A 17,328-nucleotide genomic window follows, 5' to 3' on the forward strand; every position below is an offset into this window, starting at 1 on the left:
ACTTGCAGACAGTGCCGAGCGCGTCAATCCGGTTTCGCTGCAAGCCCTGGCGGCGCGGGCACGGGCTCCACAACGATCGGTTTGGCTCTACAACACTCTCCACTCGTCCTGCCGCGCAGCAATGCAATGCGCGTTCCACCTTTCAAAGCTTGAGAGACATTGAGATGAATCCAGCCAATCTACCTTTCGATTCCGAGGCAATGCTCGAAGGTCTGCGCGGCTGGGTCGAATGCGAAAGCCCGACCTGGGACGCTGGTGCCGTGAACCGCATGCTCGATATCGCAGCGCGGGATATGGCGATCATGGGTGCGACGATCGAACGCATCGCCGGCCGGAACGGCTTCGGCGGCGTGATCCGCGCGCGCTTTCCACACCCCAAGCAGGGCGAGCCCGGCATCCTGATCGCCGGCCACATGGATACCGTCCACCCGGTCGGCACCATCGAGAAGCTGAAATGGCGGCGCGAGGGCAACAAGTGCTACGGTCCCGGCATCTACGACATGAAGGGCGGCAACTATCTCTCGCTGGAAGCAATCCGCCAGCTGGCGCGCGCATCCTTCACGACGCCGCTGCCGATCACCGTGCTGTTCACGCCGGACGAGGAAGTCGGCACGCCCTCGACGCGCGACATCATCGAAGCCGAGGCCGCGCGCAACAAATATGTGCTGGTGCCCGAGCCCGGCCGCGCCGACAACGGCGTCACCACCGGACGTTATGCGATTGCGCGATTCAATCTCGAAGCGACTGGACGGCCGAGCCACGCCGGCGCGACGCTGTCGGCGGGACGCTCGGCGATCCGCGAGATGGCGCGGCAGATTCTCAACATCGACGCCATGACGAGCGAGGATTGCACCTTCTCGGTCGGCGTCGTGCATGGCGGGCAATGGGTCAATTGCGTTGCCACGACCGCGACCGGCGAAGCGCTCTCCATGGCCAAGCGGCAGGCCGATCTCGACCGCGGCGTCGAGCGGATGCTGGCGCTGTCAGGCACGACCAACGATGTCGCCTTCAAGGTGACGCGCGGGGTGACGCGTCCGGTGTGGGAGCCGGATGCCGGCACGATGGCACTGTACGAAAAGGCGCGCGGCATCGCCAAATCTCTTGGCGCGGAATTACCGCATGCGAGCTCCGGCGGCGGCTCCGACGGCAATTTCACCGGCGCAATGGGCATCCCGACGCTCGACGGCCTCGGCGTGCGCGGCGGTAACGGCCACACGCTGGAGGAGTTCATCGAGGTCGAGAGCCTGGTCGAGCGCGGCCGCTTGATGGCGGGACTGTTGGCGACGCTGGAGTAGTCTAGGCTGTCTCGTAGTCCAGGCTGTCTCATTCCGGGGCGCGCAAGCACGAACCCGGAAATGACGGCCAAATCCAAGGGCGCGGAAATCAGCTGACCGCACTGCAAAAACTGTGGCCCGGATGGCACGGGAATTGCTGAAATGTTAGGCTAGTGGCAGAACAGACCTCGCGGCTGCCGCCGATTTGACTCTAATCTGACGGAATCCAACTTGCTCGGATATCTCCTTCGCCGAACCCTCGCCGCCGTGCCCGTGATGGGCGTCGTCGCGCTGTTTGTCTTCCTCCTGCTCCGCCTCACCCCTGGCGACCCCGCGGCGATCCTCGCCGGCGATAACGCGACGCCCGAACGTCTGGAGCGCATCCGCGCCTCGCTCGGCCTCAACGAGCCGCTGATCGTGCAGTTCATCACCTGGGTGAACAAGCTGCTGCACGGCGACCTCGGCACCTCGCTGATCTCCAACTTGCCCGTCATGAAGATGATCGGCCAGCGCGTCGAGCCGTCGATCTCGATCGCGCTGTGCACCATCATCCTGGCCGTGATCGTGGCGGTGCCGCTGGGCGTGATTGCGGCATGGAAGCACGGCACCTGGATCGACCGTTTCGTGATGGGGCTTTCCGTGCTCGGCTTCTCGGTGCCGGTATTCGTGGTCGGCTATGTCCTGATCGAAGTATTCGCGCTCGAGCTGCGCTGGGTACCGGTGCAGGGCTTCAAGAGCATCAGCGCCGGCTTCGGCGCGTTCTTCGAACGCATGATCCTGCCGACCTGTGCCCTCTCCTTCATCTACATTGCGCTGATCGCGCGCATGACGCGCGCGGCGATGCTCGACGTGCTCGGTGAGGATTACGTCCGCACCGCGCGCGCCAAGGGCATCAACGAGGTCGCCGTGATGATGCGGCACGCGCTGCGCAATGCCGCCGTGCCCGTGATTACCGTGATCGGCACCGGCTTTGCGCTGCTGATCTCCGGCGTCGTCGTCACCGAGAGCGTGTTCAACATCCCCGGCATCGGCCGCCTCACCGTGGATGCGGTGCTGGCGCGCGACTATCCGGTGATCCAGGCAATGATCCTGCTGACCTCGCTCATTTACGTTGTCGTCAATCTTCTGATCGACGTCGCTTACACCCTGCTCGATCCCCGGATCCGGTACTGAGGCAAGGATAAACATGTCGGTCGATACCCTTCCCCAGTCGTCCATTCCGATCACGGCGCCGCTGCGGCCGCGTTTCGGGTTCCTGACCTCGACGCCGATCATCGCGACGGCGACGGTCCTGCTCACGCTGATCGTGCTGATCTCGATCCTGGCGCCGCTGATCGCCCCGCATGATCCGATCCAGCTCGCGCCGTCGCAGCGGCTGAAGCCGTCGTCCGCGCAATTCCTGCTCGGCACCGACGCCTATGGCCGTGACCTGGCCTCGCGCGTCCTTTATGGCGGCCGCATCTCGCTGCTGATCGGCATCGGTTCGGCGATCCTGTCGATCGTGATCGGGCTCGCGATCGGCCTCGTCTCCGGCTTCTTCAAGCTGGTCGATGCCGTCCTGATGCGCGTCATGGACGGCCTGATGGCGATGCCGAGCATCCTGCTCGCGATCGCCGTGGTGTCGCTGTCCGGTGCCAGCCTCTGGACCGTGCTGATCGCGATCACCATTCCGGAGATCCCGCGCGTGGCGCGCCTGGTACGCTCTGTCGTGCTGTCGGCGCGCGAGGAGCCTTATGTCGAGGCCGCCATCTCGGTCGGCTCGTCCTTGCCGAAGATCATGTGGCGGCACCTGATGCCGAACACGATCGCGCCGCTGATCGTCCAGGGCACCTATGTCTGTGCCTCCGCGATCCTGACCGAGGCGATCCTGTCCTTCCTCGGCGCCGGCATCTCGCCGGAGACGCCGACCTGGGGCAACATCATGGCCGAGGGCCGCCAGTACTTCCAGATCAAGCCGTCGCTGATCTTCTGGCCGGGCCTGCTGCTCTCGATCGCCATCCTCAGCATCAATCTGATCGGCGACGCCGCCCGCGACGCACTCGATCCCCGCATGAAGCAGCGGGAGGGGAAGTGAGATCAGCACTGTCATTCCGGGGCGCGCCCCTTGGCGCGAGCCCGGAATCCATTTCACACCTACGATGCAGCCCGATGGATTTCGGGCTCGCGCGACGCGCGCCCCGGAATGACGGCGGAGAGATTTGACGTGACCAACACCATCCTCGACATCAACAACCTCGTCGTCTCCGTCGGCAAGAAGCCGGGCGGGCCCAAGATCATCGACGGCATCTCGATCCAGGTGCATGAGCGCGAGACGCTGTGCCTGGTCGGCGAAAGCGGCTCGGGCAAGTCGGTGACCTCGCTCACCACGATGGGCCTGTTGCCGAAGGGCACGCTGGTGCCGACCGCCGGCAGCGTCAAGCTGGTCGGCGAGGAGATCCTCACCGCGACCGACCGCCGGTTGCGCCAGCTGCGCGCCACGCAGATGGCGATGATCTTCCAGGAGCCGATGACCGCGCTCAATCCGGTCGTGCCGGTCGGCCGCCAGATCGACGAGGTGCTGCGCGCGCACACCAAGCTCGATGCGAGGGCGCGCAGGAAGCGCATTCTCGACATGATGGAGCAGGTCCACCTGCCCCAGGTCGAACGCATCTTCGCTTCCTACCCGCACCGCCTCTCCGGCGGCCAACGCCAGCGCATCATGATCGCGATGGCCCTGGTGCTGGAGCCGAAGCTGCTGATCGCGGACGAGCCGACCACCGCGCTCGACGTCACCACGCAGAAGCAGATCCTGTCCCTGATCCGCGAGCTGCAGCGCGATCACGGCACGGCCGTGCTGTTCATCACCCATGACATGGGCGTGGTCGCCGAGATCGCCGACCGCGTCGCGGTGATGCGGCAGGGCCGCCTGGTCGAGACCGGGCCGCTCGAGACCGTGCTGCGCAATCCGACCATGGAATATACCCGCAACCTGCTCGCGTCGGTGCCGAGCCTGGTGCCGCGGCCGCCGCGCGAGGAGAGCCGCGAGCCCGTGGTGCTCGAGGCGAACGAGCTCAGCAAGGTCTACAAGGAGCGCGCCTTCTTCGGCAAAGGCCGCGAGGTCGTCGCCGCCGACAAGGTGACGCTCACGCTGCGCAAGGGCCGCACGCTCGGCATCGTCGGCGAAAGCGGCTCGGGCAAGTCGACGGTCGCGCGCTGCATCGTGCGCCTGATCGACCCGACCTCCGGCGGCGTTCGTCTTGCCGGCCGCGAGATCGCCGACATCTCGCGCCGCCTGCTGCAGCCGCACCGGCAGAAGATCCAGATCGTGTTCCAGGACCCCTACCGCTCGCTCAACCCGCGCGTCACCGTCGGCGAGAGCATCGCGGAAGGCCCGATCAACTACGGCGTCGCGCATGCCGATGCGATCAAGCGCGCCCGCGAGCTGCTCGAGCTGGTCGGCTTGCCGGCCGACGCCGTGTCACGCTATCCGCACCAGTTCTCCGGCGGCCAGCGCCAGCGCATCGCCATCGCGCGCGCGCTCGCGCTCGATCCGGACGTTCTGGTCGCGGACGAAGCGGTCTCCGCGCTCGACGTCTCCGTGCAGGCGCAGGTGCTGGAACTGCTGGACGAGATCCAGAAGCGGCTCGGCATCGCCATCCTGTTCATCACCCACGATCTGCGCGTCGCAGCGCAGATCTGCGACGAGGTCGTTGTCATGCAGCACGGCCGCGTGGTCGAACAGGGCCCCGCCGGCGAAGTGCTGACGCATCCGAAGCAGGCCTACACCAAGGCACTGCTGGATGCGGCTCCCGGCCGCAATTGGGACTTTGCGAACTTCCGGCCGGTGGCGGAGGCCGTGGCCGCAAGCGCGTAATTCCACTCTCTCGTCGTCATTCCGGGGTATCGCGAAGCGATGGGCCCGGAATCCCTCAGGCCGCAGACTCCGTCGCACGATGGATTCCGGGCTCGCGCCGCGTGGCGCGCCCCGGAATGACGGCGGAGTGTGGGACGCAGCATTCCCAAAACGATCTGACCCCATGCGCGGCGCGATGGCCTCTCGCCTTGCTCTCTGCGCGGAGCCAAGGCTAACGTCGCGCACTCTCCAACGCTGGACTTGAATTGATGACACGTATCGCCGTCGGCGGCTTCCTGCACGAGACCAACACCTTCGCTCCCACCAAGGCGACCTTCGCCGACTTCCAGCATGGCGGCGGCTGGCCGGCGATGACGGAAGGCCAGGACGTGCTGAAGGTGATGCGGCGCATCAATGTCGGCCTGGCCGGTTTCGTCGACAGCGCCGAGGTCAACGGCTGGGAACTCGTTCCGACGATCGCCTGCGGGGCGAGCCCCTCCGCGCACGTCACCAAGGATGCCTTCGAGCGCATCGTCAAGGTGATGGTCGACGGCATCGCAGCCGCCGGACCGCTCGACGCCGTCTATCTCGACCTGCACGGCGCGATGGTGACCGAGCATCTCGACGACGGTGAAGGCGAGATCCTGGCGCGCGTGCGCCGCGTCATCGGCAAGGATGTTCCGCTGGTCGCGAGCCTCGACCTGCACGCCAACGTCACGCCCGAGATGATGGAACATGCGGACGCGCTGATCGCCTACCGCACCTATCCGCATGTCGACATGGCCGACACCGGCCGCGCTGCCGCGAGACACCTCGCTTTGCTGCTGAAGACGAAGCAGCGTTTCGCAAAGGCGTTCCGGCAACTGCCGTTCCTGATCGCGATCAGCTGGCAATGCACCAATGACTTCCCCACCAAGGGCATCTACGAAAAGCTTGCCGCGCTGGAAAGCGATGCGGTTCCGACGCTCTCCTTCGCGCCCGGTTTCCCTGCCGCCGACTTCCGCGATTGCGGGCCGAGCGTGTTCGCCTATGGCAGAACACAGGAAGATGCCGATCGCGCGGCCGATGCGATCGTCAAGCTGATCGAAAGCCACGAGGACGATTTCGACGGCCGGATATGGTCGCCCGACGATGGTGTACGTCACGCCATGGAACTGGCGAAGGGTGCAAGCAAGCCGATCATCATTGCCGACACCCAGGACAATCCCGGCGCAGGCGGCGATTCCGACACCACGGGCATGCTGCGCGCACTGGTGCGCAACAAGGCGAGCGCGGCTACCGGCGCGATCTACGATCCGGTCTCGGCCAAGGCAGCACACGCAGCTGGCGTCGGCGCCACCGTGACGCTGTCGCTCGGCGGCAAGTCCGGCATTCCCGGTGACGAGCCTTACACCGAGACCTTCGTCGTCGAGAAACTCTCCGACGGCCGCTTCATCGCGCCCGGCCCCTATTATGGCGGCCGCGAAATGGAGATGGGCCCCTCCGCGTGCCTTCGCATCGGCGATGTCCGGGTCGTGGTGAGCTCGCACAAGGCGCAGCTCGCCGACCAGGCGATGTACCGCTATGTCGGCATCGAGCCGACGCAGGAGAAGATCCTGGTCAACAAGAGCTCGGTGCATTTCCGCGCCGATTTCGAACCGATCGCTGCGAGCCTGATGATCTGTGCCGCGCCCGGCGCGATGCCGGCCGACACCGCGTCCCTGCCCTGGACGCGCCTGCGCCCGGGCATCCGCATCAAGCCGAACGGCCCCGTTTTCACGCCCTCCTCACGCTAACCGGACAGGACCACATGCCCACACTCGAGCGCATCGACGGCTATGCCGACGAACTCACTGCCATCCGCCGCGACCTCCACGCCCATCCCGAGATCGGCTTCGAGGAAGTGCGCACCTCCGGCATCGTCGCCGACAAGCTGAAGAGCTGGGGCATCGAGGTGCATCGCGGTCTCGGCGGCACCGGCGTGATCGGCGTGATCAAGGGCAAGGGCTCGGGCAGCAAGCGCATCGGCCTGCGCGCCGACATGGACGCGCTGCCGATGGAAGAGAACACCAATCTGAAATGGAGCTCGAAAATCCCCGGCCGCTTCCACGGCTGCGGCCATGACGGCCACACCACCATGCTGCTCGGCACCGCGCGCTACCTCGCCGAGACCCGCAATTTCGACGGCACCGTGCACCTGATCTTCCAGCCGGCCGAGGAAGGCCTCGGCGGCGCCCGCGCCATGATCAAGGACGGCCTGTTCGAGAAGTTTCCCTGCGACGAGCTCTACGGCCTGCACAACGCGCCCGACCTCAACCACGGCGAGATCGCGATCCTGCCGGGCCCGGCGATGGCCAGCGCCGACTTCTTCGACCTGCGCATCACCGGCTATGGCGCGCATGGCGCGATGCCCGAGCGTTCCAAGGACGCGGTGATCATCGCGACCACGCTGGCGCAGGCGATCCAGACCATCGTCAGCCGCAACGTCGAGCCGCTGCAGGCCGCCGTCATCTCGATCACCCAGATCCATGCCGGCTCCGCCTACAACGTCATCCCCGGCGATGCACATCTGTGCGGCACCATCCGCACCTTCTCGAAGGAAGTCCGCACCCTGATCGCCGAACGCATCCGCACGATCTGCGCCGGCATCGCCAGCGCCTATCAATGCGTGATCGACGTCGACATCCGCGATACTTTCGACGTGCTGGTCAACCAGGTCGAGCAGTCCAAGGTGGTCGAGGAGGTCGCGCGCACCATCGTCGACCCCGCCAACGTGATCACCCGCGCCCAGCCCAAGATGGGCAGCGAGGATTTCGCCGACATGCTGCAGACCATTCCCGGCGCCTATTTCTGGGTCGGCCATGACGGCTCGGTGCCGGTGCACAATCCCGGCTTCGTGCTCGATGACAAGATCCTGCCGATCGGCGCCAGCATGTTCGCCCGCATCATCGAGACCCGCATGCCGGTGGGTGGCAATGCCTAAAAAGAACGTCGAAGATGCGGTCACCTCGCTGCACGATCTGTCCGCGGTCGATCTGATCGCGGGCTATCGCGCCAAGCAATTCTCGCCGAGCGAGGTGCTGGACGACGTGCTCGCGCATGTCGCGGCGTGGGAGCCGCATCTGAAGGCGCTTTATGCATTCGACCCCGACGGCGCGCGCGAAGCCGCGAAGGCCTCGACCGCGCGCTGGACCGGCGGCGAGCCGTCCGGTGCGCTCGATGGCGTCCCCGTGACGGTGAAGGACAACATCGCGACCAAGGGCGTGCCGGTGCCGCTGGGCGCAGCCAGCGTCAAGCTCGTCCCGGCCGAGAAGGACGCTCCGCCCGCCGCGCGGCTGCGCGAGGCAGGCAGCATCATCTTCGCCAAGACCACCATGCCCGACTACGGCATGCTGTCCTCCGGGCTTTCCTCTTTCCATGCGCTCGCGCGCAATCCCTGGGATCTCTCCAAGAACCCCGGCGGCTCCAGTGCAGGTGCCGGCGCTGCTGCGGCGGCCGGTTACGGTCCCTTGCATCTCGGCACCGATATCGGCGGATCGGTCCGCCTGCCCGCCGGTTGGTGCGGCCTCGTCGGCCTGAAGCCGAGCTTTGGCCGCGTGCCGATCGATCCCACCTATCTCGGCCGCGTCGCCGGTCCCATGACCCGCACGGTTGATGATTGCGCGTTGATGATGAGCGTGATCGCAAAGCCCGACCGGCGCGATGGCATGAGCCTGCCGGCCGAGCCGCTCAACTGGAAGGGTCTCGAAAAATCTCCGCGCAAACTGCGCATCGGATTGATGCTCGATGCCGGCGTCGGCCTGCCGGCAGAACGAGCGGTCCGCGACGTCGCAGTGAAAGCCGCAAAGGCGTTCGAATCCGCTGGCAGCGTCGTGACCGAGGTCGACGGCATTCTCACCCGCGAGATGCTCGACGGCCTCGACAATTTCTGGCGCGCGCGGATGTGGGACGATCTGTCCAAGCTGACGCCGGCCGAGCAGGCCAAGGTGCTGCCCTACATTTTCAAATGGGGTGCCTCCGGCGCGAAGCTGTCGGGCGTCGACGTCATCCGCGGCTTCAACCAGACCATGGCGATCCGCGCGGCGGCGGCGAAGCTGTTCTGCGAGCTCGATTATGTGATCTCGCCGACCGCACCGAACGTGAACTATCCGGCCGACTGGGCTTCTCCGACCAACGATCCCATGCAGCCGTTCGAGCACATCGCCTATACCGTGCCGTGGAATATGTCGGAGAACCCCGCCGTCTCCATCAACGGCGGATTCGACCCCAAGGGATTTCCCATCGGCGTCCAGATCGTCGGCCGCCGCTTCGACGACATCGGCGTGCTCGGCATGGCCAAGGCCTTTGAAGGCCTGCGCGGCCCGCAGCGGCCCTGGCCCAAGCCGCCTGCGAAATAGTCGCACTGTCGTCATTCCGGGGTGCGCCCTCTTGGCGCAAGCCCGGAATCCATTCATCCGCACAATTGGTGTGGAGACATGGATTCCGGGCTCGCGCTTCGCGCGCCCCGGAATGACGTGCTAGAGAGAACGACAAAGAAACAGGCGGAAGGAAACCACCATGGCGTATGAGACGATCAAATACGAGGTCGCCGAGCAGATCCTCACCATCACGCTGAACCGGCCCGACAAGCTCAACGCCTTCAACGCGCAGATGCAAGCAGAGCTGATCGACGCGTTCGATGCCGCCGACAAGGACGACAACGTCCGCGCCATCATCGTCACCGGCGCAGGGCGCGGCTTTTGCGCGGGTGCTGATCTCTCTTCTGGCGCCGACACGTTCGATCGCGACGCGCGGCGCGGACCGGTGAAGCGCCTTGCCGACGGCAAGGTCGATTACAGCGATCCCCAGGTGCGCGATGGCGGCGGCCAGGTGACCTTGCGCATCTTCAAATGCCTGAAGCCGGTGATCGCCGCGGTGAACGGCCCTGCGGTCGGCATCGGCGTCACCATGCAGCTCGCGATGGACATCCGGATTGCCTCGGATGCCGCGCGGTTCGGCTTCGTGTTCTCCCAGCGCGGCATCGTGCCGGAGGCGGCGTCGAGCTGGTTTTTGCCGCGCATCGTCGGCATCTCGCAGGCGCTGGAATGGTGCTATTCCGGCCGCGTCTTCCCGGCGCAGGAAGCCCTTGCCGGCCGCCTCGTCAGCAAGGTCGTGCCTCCGGATGATCTGCTGCCGACCGCCCGGGCACTCGCCAAGGAATTTGCCGCGAAGACCGCGCCGGTCTCGGTCGCGCTGATCAGGCAGATGATGTGGCGCATGATGGGCGCGGACGATCCCATGGAAGCCCACAAGGTCGACAGCCGCGGCATCTACGCCCGCGGCCGCTCCGACGACGTGAAAGAAGGCGTGGTGTCGTTCCTGGAGAAGCGTCCGGCGCAATTCAAGAACAAGGTGTCCACGGATATGCCGGATTATTTCCCGTGGTGGACGGAACGGGAATACAAATAAGTTCGTAGGGCGGGTTAGCCGAAGGCGTAACCCGCCTCTTCTCTTGAAGCAAAACGGCGGGTTACGCTTCGCTAACCCGCCCTACGTCGTCGGCACCGATCAGTCCATCATCAGCGCCACACGCCCGATCGCCTTGCGGTCGATCAGGAGCCGCATTGCCTTCGCATAGTCCTGCAGCGGCAGGCGGTGCGAGATGTTGGGGCGCAGCTTGCCCTCCTCCGCCCATTGCAGCAGCGCCTTCAGGCGCACCTGCCCGAGCGCAGGGTTCTTTCGTACCGCTTCGCCGGCGCGCACGCCGAGCACGCTGGCGCCCTTGATCAGCAGCAGGTTGGTTTTCGCCGAGCCGATACCCCCGGTGAAGCCGATCACCAAAAGCCGCGCGCCCCAGGCGATGCAGCGCATCGAGTCCTCGAAGACCTGGCCGCCGACGGGGTCGAACACGACGTCCGCGCCGCGGCCATCCGTAATGCGCTTGACGGCATCGCGAAACGGCTCGCGGTCGTAGCGGATGAGATGATCGGCGCCGCGCGACTTGGCGATGGCGAGCTTCTCGTCGCTTGACGCAGTCGCGATCACCGTCGCGCCCAGCATCTTGCCGATCTCGACGGCGGCCAATCCCGTGCCGCCGCCGGCGCCGTGCACCAGCAGCACTTCTCCCGGCTCGACCCGGCCGCGATCGATCAGCGCATGATAGGCCGTGCCATGGCCGGCAAGATAGGTCGCAGCTTCCGCGTAGTCGAACGTCGACGGCTTGGGGGTGAGCTGTGACGGCGTGACCACAACTTCGTCCGTGAAAGCGCCGTGGCGCATCTTGACGATGACCTTGTCGCCGACGGCAACGCCTTTCGCCTCGGCGCCGATCTCGGTGACGTCACCGGCCGCTTCCATTCCGGGCGTGAACGGCAGCTCCGGCTTGAGCTGATATTGTCCGGCGGCCATCAGCACGTCGGGGAAATTCAGTCCGGCGGCACGGATCTTGACCCGCACCTCGCCCGGCTTCAAGTCGCGCGACGGAAACTCCTCCAGCTGCAAGCTCTCGGGTTCGCCGAGCGTGCGGCAGACGATCGCGCGCACCATCAGGCCGCGCTCGCCTTGCTGCGCAACAGCGCCTCGCGGATCAGCGGCAGGCGGTCGTTGCCGAAATACATGTCGGTCTTGTTGACGAAGATCGTCGGCGAACCAAAGCCGCCGCGGGCGACCACCTCTTCCGTATTCGCCTTGAGCTGATCCTTGATGCCTTGCTCCGCAATGCCGGCGAAGAACTTTGCCTCGTCGATGCCGACCTTCCTGCAGATCTCGGCCAGCACCGCGTCCTGCGAAATGTCCTTGTCCTCGCCCCAATAGGCCTCGAATACGGCCGTTGCGAACGGCACCATGTCTTTGCCGAGCCAGATGCAGCCGCGCATCGCCTTGACGCTGTTCACCGGGAACACCGTCGGCGGCATCTTGATCGCAAGGCCGGCCGAGCGCGCCCAGTCCTGAAGATCCTTCTTCATGTAGCGGGCCTTCAGCGGCACCGGCGTCTCGCGCTGCGCATAGACGCTCGGGTTGACCGTATTGAAGATGCCGCCGACCAGGATCGGCCGCCACACGATGTCGGCGCCCAGCTCCCTGGCGAGCGGCTGAATATTGTGGAAGGCGAGATAGGTCCAGGGGCTGGAACAGTCGAAGAAGAACTCGATCATGGCGTTTCCCTTTTTTACGTTTTTCTGCCTTCTCCTCCGTCATTGCGAGCGCAGCGAAGCAATCCAGACTGTCTCCGCGGAAAGATTCTGGATTGCTTCGCTGCGCTCGCAATGACGAGGGGGGCTGGCACGGTCCCCTCTTCGAAACCTCCGTGCCGGCCCTGAGCGTCAACCTTTGCCGATCATGCTCCGGGCCGACTTTTGTTGTTCTGTACCTCGACGTTAGGACATGGCAGGAAGAGGCGCAACACAACCTGCCGGGAGAGCCGCCATGCTGTTTCCAACCACGATCGCCGGCTCCTTGCCGAAGCCGGAATGGCTCGCCGAGCCCAACATGCTCTGGGCCCCCTGGAAGGCGCAAGGCGACGAGCTGCTCCGCGCCAAGCGCGACGCGACCCTGATCTGGCTCAAGATCCAGGAGGACGCCGGCATCGACATCCTCACCGAGGGCGAGCAGGCCCGCCAGCATTTCGTCCACGGTTTCCTGGAGAAGATCGAGGGAATCGACTTCGCCCACAAGGTCGAGATGGGCATCCGCAAGGACCGCTACAAGGCGATGGTGCCGCAAGTGGTCGCGCCTTTGCGGTTGAAGGATCGCGTCCATGCCTTCGAGGCGCGGGTGGCCCGCACGCACACCAAGAAGAAACTGAAGTTCACGCTGCCCGGCCCGATGACCATCATCGACACCATTGCCGATCGCTACTATGGCGATCGCGTCAAGATGGCGTTTGCCTTCGCCGAGCTGCTCAACGAAGAGGCCAAGGCCTTGCAGGCCGACGGCGTCGATCTCGTGCAGTTCGACGAGCCCGCCTTCAACGTCTACATGGACGAGGTCAACGATTGGGGCATCAAGGCGCTGGAGCGCGCCGCGCAGGGCCTGACCTGCGCCACCGCCGTGCACATCTGCTACGGCTACGGCATCAAGGCCAACACCGACTGGAAGGAGACGCTGGGCGGCCAATGGCGGCAGTATGAGCAGATCTTTCCGGCGATCGACGCCAGCCCGATCCAGCAGGTCGCGATCGAGTGCCGCAATTCCAAGGTGCCGCTCGACCTGCTCGCGCTCCTGAAGAACAAGATCGTGCAGGCCGGCGTGATCGACGTCGCCAGCGACACGGTTGAGACCGCCGAGGATGTCGTGAAGGTGATCGACGCGGTGTCGAAATTCGTGCCCAGGAACAACATCATTGCCACCACCAATTGCGGCATGGCGCCGATGCGGCGCGAGATCGCCGAGGCCAAACTGATGGCGCTCGGCGCCGGCGCCGCGCTGGCGCGCGAGAAGCTGGGATAATGGCAGGGGTCCGCAGGCTGCTCTGCTAGTCCAGAGCAGCCGTCGGATGCAGTGCCGGTTGATATCCGGCGCTCAGCGCCCGCAATGTGGACGGAGGCGTGAGCAGCATCGGGCTCTCCAGATCGTTGTCGGCGCGGGCATAGCCGGCTGGCGACCATCGCCACAGCCGTCCCTTCGTCACCAAAAGGCTCTCCTCGCCCTGCTGCACCATCGCGCCGTCGGGCAATTTTGCCATCGGCATCGGCAGCGCGTGCAGGCGCTTGCGGCCATGATCCAGACGCTCCAGGTGGAGCTGGGCGTCAATCGCCTTCGCACTCGCTTTGCTCACGCCATTCCCCGTCTCCCACGCCGCGCGAAAGCGGTTGGCATCCTCGCGCCGGCAGAAGAAGCAGGGACGATGGCCGGCGGCAAAGGCGGTGGCTTCGTCGAGGAAGAACAGCTCGGTCCAGCTCCGCCGCGCCATCACGGGCCGCCGCCAGCCGCGGAATTCACACAGGCATGTAATCCACGCCGGCGACGACCAGCGCTTATTCAGCAGTGTCTTCGTCGCGGGATCATGGATGATGCCGCGATTGCCGGTGAAGAGGCCGCGATGCGGGGTGGCGACGATGTCGCCGGTCGGCGTGACGCGGTTTTGCAGGGGCATGGTGTGCAGCTCTTCTCACTCTCCCCGTTCTTACGGGGAGAGGGTTGGGGTGAGGGGCTGCATCCGCAGATATGATGAGAGACGGACTCGCGGAAGCTCCCCCTCACCCGGATTGCATCTTCGATGCAATCCGACCTCTCCCCGCAAGCGGGGCGAGGTGAAAAAAGATCACGCCGCGCCGTCGCGCAGCGGCGGGTGGTAGGACAGCGCGGTGTCCCAGGGGAAGAAGATCCAGGTGTCCTGCGACACTTCCGTAATGAAGGTGTCGACCAGCGGACGGCCCTTCGGCTTGGCGTAGACGGTGGCGAAATGCGCATCGGGCAGCATCTCGCGCACCAGCCTGCCGGTCTTGCCGGTGTCGACGAGGTCGTCGACGATCAACAGGCCCTTGCCGGTGCCGCCACCAAGCTTCATGGCCTGCTCCGAAATGCCCTTGAGGACCTGGAGCTCGCCCTGCTTGTCGTGATCGTAGCTCGCGATACAGACCGTATCGATCACGCGCACCCCGAGCTCGCGCGCCACGATTGCCGCCGGCACGAGGCCGCCGCGGGTGATCGCGATCACCGCATGAAACGGACCGACCTCGTTGAGCCGCCAGGTCAGCGCCCGGCAATCCCGGTGGAATTGATCCCACGAGACCGGAAAGGCCCTGCCCGCCCGCTCCTGTGCGCTCAGTTCCGGTGCTTCACCCGCCATCGTCGTCTCCTGCTTCGTCTGCCGGCAAAGTCTGTGCTAGCGGGTGATGTTCAATCCCGCCAGCATGTCCTTCACCGCCGCCATCGCCGCTGCAAGCTTGTCCGCATCGCGCGAGCGCACCACGAGGTTGGTGTTGGGCTTCTGCTCCTCGTCCATGAACGGATAGCTGCCGATGATGGTGTCGGGATGGGCGGCGGCGATCGCCCGCAAGGGGCTGCCGATGTCGCCCTCCCGCGCATTGGCGCGAACCGATTCGGACAGCATGCGCACACCCGACTTCAGCTTGGGCGAGACGATGTCCATCATCGCCTGCATGATCGACGGCACGCCCGCCATGACGATGACATTGCCGATCTTGAAGCCGGGCGCGAGGATGGTCGCGCTCTGGATCAGCTCGGCGCCGTCGGGAATGCGGGCCATGCGCAGGCGGGCCTCGTTGAGATCCTGCTCACTCCAGCGCTCGCGGAAACGGGCGACGACCTCCGGATGGTGGTCGATGCCGACGCCGAACGCCTTGGCGACGCTGTCGGCGGTGATGTCGTCATGGGTCGGCCCGATGCCGCCGGTGGTGAAGACGTAGGTGTAGCGATGCCGCAGTGCATCCAAGGCCGCGATGATGTCGGCCTCGTCGTCGGAGACGACCCGGACCTCCTTCAGATCGATGCCGATATTGGTCAGATATTCGGCGATGAAACCGATATTCTTGTCCTTGGTCCGGCCGGACAGGATTTCGTCCCCAATGACCAGAATACCCGCCGTGACGATCTCGCTCATGCCTTAAGTCCCTCACCTGTGGCGCCGACTTTGCCGGGGTAACGCGTTGAAGTCACGCGGTTTTGCTGCCGAAATAAGCAGTCCTCAGCCATTTTTTCAGGCAAGCCGCCGGCCATCCCCGGCAAATGCTGCCAGTCCATGCTTATCGCGCTGGCCCGGCCCTTGCTACCACCTCGAAGTCATGCACTCTTGCCGCATGGCCACGGGACGTTGCGGTCTTCACCAGGACCTCTCCGGCCTGACCATTGGCGCAACGCCTGGGGAAACAAGTCGGGATCTATGGCAGTCGCGTTTGATGAAATGAACATTCCCGGTGGGGATCTTCGCCCCGCCTATCAGGAGCTGGCGCGCTGGCTCAAGGAGACGCCTCCCGAGGCGCTCGAATATCGCCGCCAGGAAGCCGAGCTCCTGTTCCGCCGGATCGGCATCACCTTCGCGGTCTATGGCGAGGCCGAGTCCACCGAGCGCCTGATCCCGTTCGACGTGATCCCGCGGATCATGTCGGGCAAGGAATGGGCGCTGCTGGAGAAGGGCCTGAAGCAGCGCGTGCGCGCGCTCAACATGTTCCTGCGCGACATCTATCACGGCCGCGACATCCTGCGCGCCGAGATCGTACCCGACGATCTGATCTTCCAGAATCCCGTCTTCCGGCCCGAGATGAACGGCCAGCAGGTGCCGCACGACGTCTATGTGCACATCGCCGGCATCGACATCGTCCGGGTCGATGCCAACGACTTCATCGTGCTGGAGGACAATGCGCGGACGCCGTCCGGCGTGTCCTACATGCTGGAAAACCGCGAAATCATGATGCGGCTGTTTCCGGATCTGTTCGCCCGCCACAGGGTGGCGCCGGTCGAACGCTATCCGGACGAGCTGCTTGCCGCGCTCCGCTCGGTCGCGCCGCTCAGCGCCTCCAGCGAGCCGACGGTCGCGCTGCTCACCCCCGGCGTCTACAACTCCGCCTATTACGAGCACTCGTTCCTCGCCGACAAGCTCGGCATCGAGCTGGTCGAGGGCCGCGACCTCATCGTCAAGAACAACGAAGTGTTCATGCGGACGACGGAAGGGCTGAAGCGGGTCGACGTGATCTATCGCCGCGTCGACGACGACTTCCTCGATCCCCTCACCTTCCGCCCCGACTCCGTGCTGGGCGTGCCCGGGCTGATGTCGGCCTATGCGGCCGGCAACATCACGCTCGCCAACGCCGTCGGCACCGGCATCGCCGACGACAAGGCGATCTACTCCTACATGCCCGACATCGTGAAATTCTATCTCGGCGAGGAGCCGATCCTGAAGAACGTGCAGACCTGGCGCTGCCGCGAGCCGAAGGATCTCGCTTACGTGCTGGACAATCTCAGCGAGCTCGTCGTCAAGGAGGTTCACGGCTCCGGCGGCTACGGTATGCTGATCGGCCCCGCCGCGACCAAAGCGACGATCGAGGCGTTTCGCGAGAAGCTCAAGCGCGAGCCGGAGGGTTTCATCGCGCAGCCGACGCTGGCGCTCTCGACCTGCCCGACCTGCACCGCCTCGGGCCTTGCGCCTCGCCACGTCGATTTGCGGCCCTTCGTGCTCACCGGCAGCAAGCGCATCACCATCGTGCCGGGCGGGCTGACACGCGTCGCGCTGAAGGAAGGCTCCCTGGTGGTCAATTCCAGCCAGGGCGGCGGCACCAAAGACACCTGGATCCTGGACGAGTAGTC

Annotated in this window: 15 protein-coding genes; 10 read left to right on the forward strand and 5 right to left on the reverse strand. The window is 65.3% G+C overall.

The features are described from left to right. Positions 1–164 precede the first annotated feature (164 nt). The 8 genes from SE92_RS08220 to SE92_RS08255 all read left to right on the forward strand — a co-directional run bounded on the left by SE92_RS08220 (position 165) and on the right by SE92_RS08255 (position 10,533). Positions 165–1,295, forward strand: coding sequence for a M20/M25/M40 family metallo-hydrolase (locus SE92_RS08220; protein WP_063195243.1), 1,131 nt, complete (start codon positions 165–167; stop codon positions 1,293–1,295). Positions 1,296–1,505: 210 nt separating this feature from the next. Beyond that, entirely contained in the window at positions 1,506–2,447 is a 942-nt protein-coding gene (locus tag SE92_RS08225; RefSeq protein ID WP_063195244.1) for an ABC transporter permease, read from the forward strand. Positions 2,448–2,460: 13 nt separating this feature from the next. Next, positions 2,461–3,348 carry an ABC transporter permease gene (locus tag SE92_RS08230; protein WP_063195245.1) on the forward strand — a complete coding sequence of 296 codons (888 nt, stop codon included), beginning with the start codon at positions 2,461–2,463 and terminating at the stop codon, positions 3,346–3,348. Positions 3,349–3,477: 129 nt separating this feature from the next. After that, complete coding sequence (locus SE92_RS08235) at positions 3,478–5,127, forward strand: ABC transporter ATP-binding protein (RefSeq protein ID WP_063203403.1); 1,650 nt, start codon at positions 3,478–3,480, stop codon at positions 5,125–5,127. A 248-nt stretch (positions 5,128–5,375) separates the two neighbouring features. Beyond that, positions 5,376–6,881: a M81 family metallopeptidase gene (locus SE92_RS08240; RefSeq protein ID WP_063195246.1), complete on the forward strand. Its 1,506-nt coding sequence runs from the start codon at positions 5,376–5,378 to the stop codon at positions 6,879–6,881. Positions 6,882–6,895: 14 nt separating this feature from the next. Then, positions 6,896–8,068, forward strand: a complete 1,173-nt coding sequence (locus SE92_RS08245; RefSeq protein ID WP_063195247.1) for a M20 aminoacylase family protein — start codon at positions 6,896–6,898, stop codon at positions 8,066–8,068. Next, positions 8,061–9,482 carry an amidase gene (locus tag SE92_RS08250; protein WP_063195248.1) on the forward strand — a complete coding sequence of 474 codons (1,422 nt, stop codon included), beginning with the start codon at positions 8,061–8,063 and terminating at the stop codon, positions 9,480–9,482. The genes SE92_RS08245 and SE92_RS08250 overlap by 8 nt, the downstream gene beginning before the upstream one ends. A gap of 160 nt (positions 9,483–9,642) precedes the next feature. Next, complete coding sequence (locus SE92_RS08255) at positions 9,643–10,533, forward strand: crotonase/enoyl-CoA hydratase family protein (protein WP_063195249.1); 891 nt, start codon at positions 9,643–9,645, stop codon at positions 10,531–10,533. 99 nt (positions 10,534–10,632) lie between these two features. Here the strand turns inward: SE92_RS08255 and SE92_RS08260 are convergent, their stop codons facing one another. Next, positions 10,633–11,610, reverse strand: coding sequence for an NADPH:quinone oxidoreductase family protein (locus SE92_RS08260; protein ID WP_063195250.1), 978 nt, complete (start codon positions 11,608–11,610; stop codon positions 10,633–10,635). Then, positions 11,610–12,218, reverse strand: a complete 609-nt coding sequence (locus SE92_RS08265; RefSeq protein WP_063195251.1) for a 2-hydroxychromene-2-carboxylate isomerase — start codon at positions 12,216–12,218, stop codon at positions 11,610–11,612. The genes SE92_RS08260 and SE92_RS08265 overlap by 1 nt, the downstream gene beginning before the upstream one ends. A gap of 271 nt (positions 12,219–12,489) precedes the next feature. Here SE92_RS08265 and SE92_RS08270 point away from each other — a divergent pair, with 271 nt between their 5' ends. Next, positions 12,490–13,512: a methionine synthase gene (locus tag SE92_RS08270; RefSeq protein WP_063195252.1), complete on the forward strand. Its 1,023-nt coding sequence runs from the start codon at positions 12,490–12,492 to the stop codon at positions 13,510–13,512. A gap of 25 nt (positions 13,513–13,537) precedes the next feature. On the opposite strand, the gene SE92_RS08275 is transcribed toward SE92_RS08270, so the two are convergent. The 3 genes from SE92_RS08275 to SE92_RS08285 form a co-directional block, all read right to left on the reverse strand. After that, complete coding sequence (locus SE92_RS08275; protein WP_063195253.1) at positions 13,538–14,158, reverse strand: hypothetical protein; 621 nt, start codon at positions 14,156–14,158, stop codon at positions 13,538–13,540. A gap of 168 nt (positions 14,159–14,326) precedes the next feature. Next, positions 14,327–14,854 (reverse strand): xanthine phosphoribosyltransferase, encoded by a 528-nt coding sequence (gene gpt / locus SE92_RS08280; protein ID WP_063195254.1) that lies wholly within the window; start codon positions 14,852–14,854, stop codon positions 14,327–14,329. Between the two features lie 36 nt (positions 14,855–14,890). Next, positions 14,891–15,628 carry a competence/damage-inducible protein A gene (locus tag SE92_RS08285; protein ID WP_008143148.1) on the reverse strand — a complete coding sequence of 246 codons (738 nt, stop codon included), beginning with the start codon at positions 15,626–15,628 and terminating at the stop codon, positions 14,891–14,893. Between the two features lie 279 nt (positions 15,629–15,907). On the opposite strand from SE92_RS08285, the gene SE92_RS08290 reads away from it, so the two are divergent. Then, positions 15,908–17,326, forward strand: coding sequence for a circularly permuted type 2 ATP-grasp protein (locus SE92_RS08290; RefSeq protein ID WP_063195255.1), 1,419 nt, complete (start codon positions 15,908–15,910; stop codon positions 17,324–17,326). Positions 17,327–17,328 lie beyond the last annotated feature (2 nt).

Origin of the sequence: Bradyrhizobium sp. AT1, assembly GCF_001590795.1 — a bacterium.
Lineage (GTDB): Bacteria > Pseudomonadota > Alphaproteobacteria > Rhizobiales > Xanthobacteraceae > Bradyrhizobium.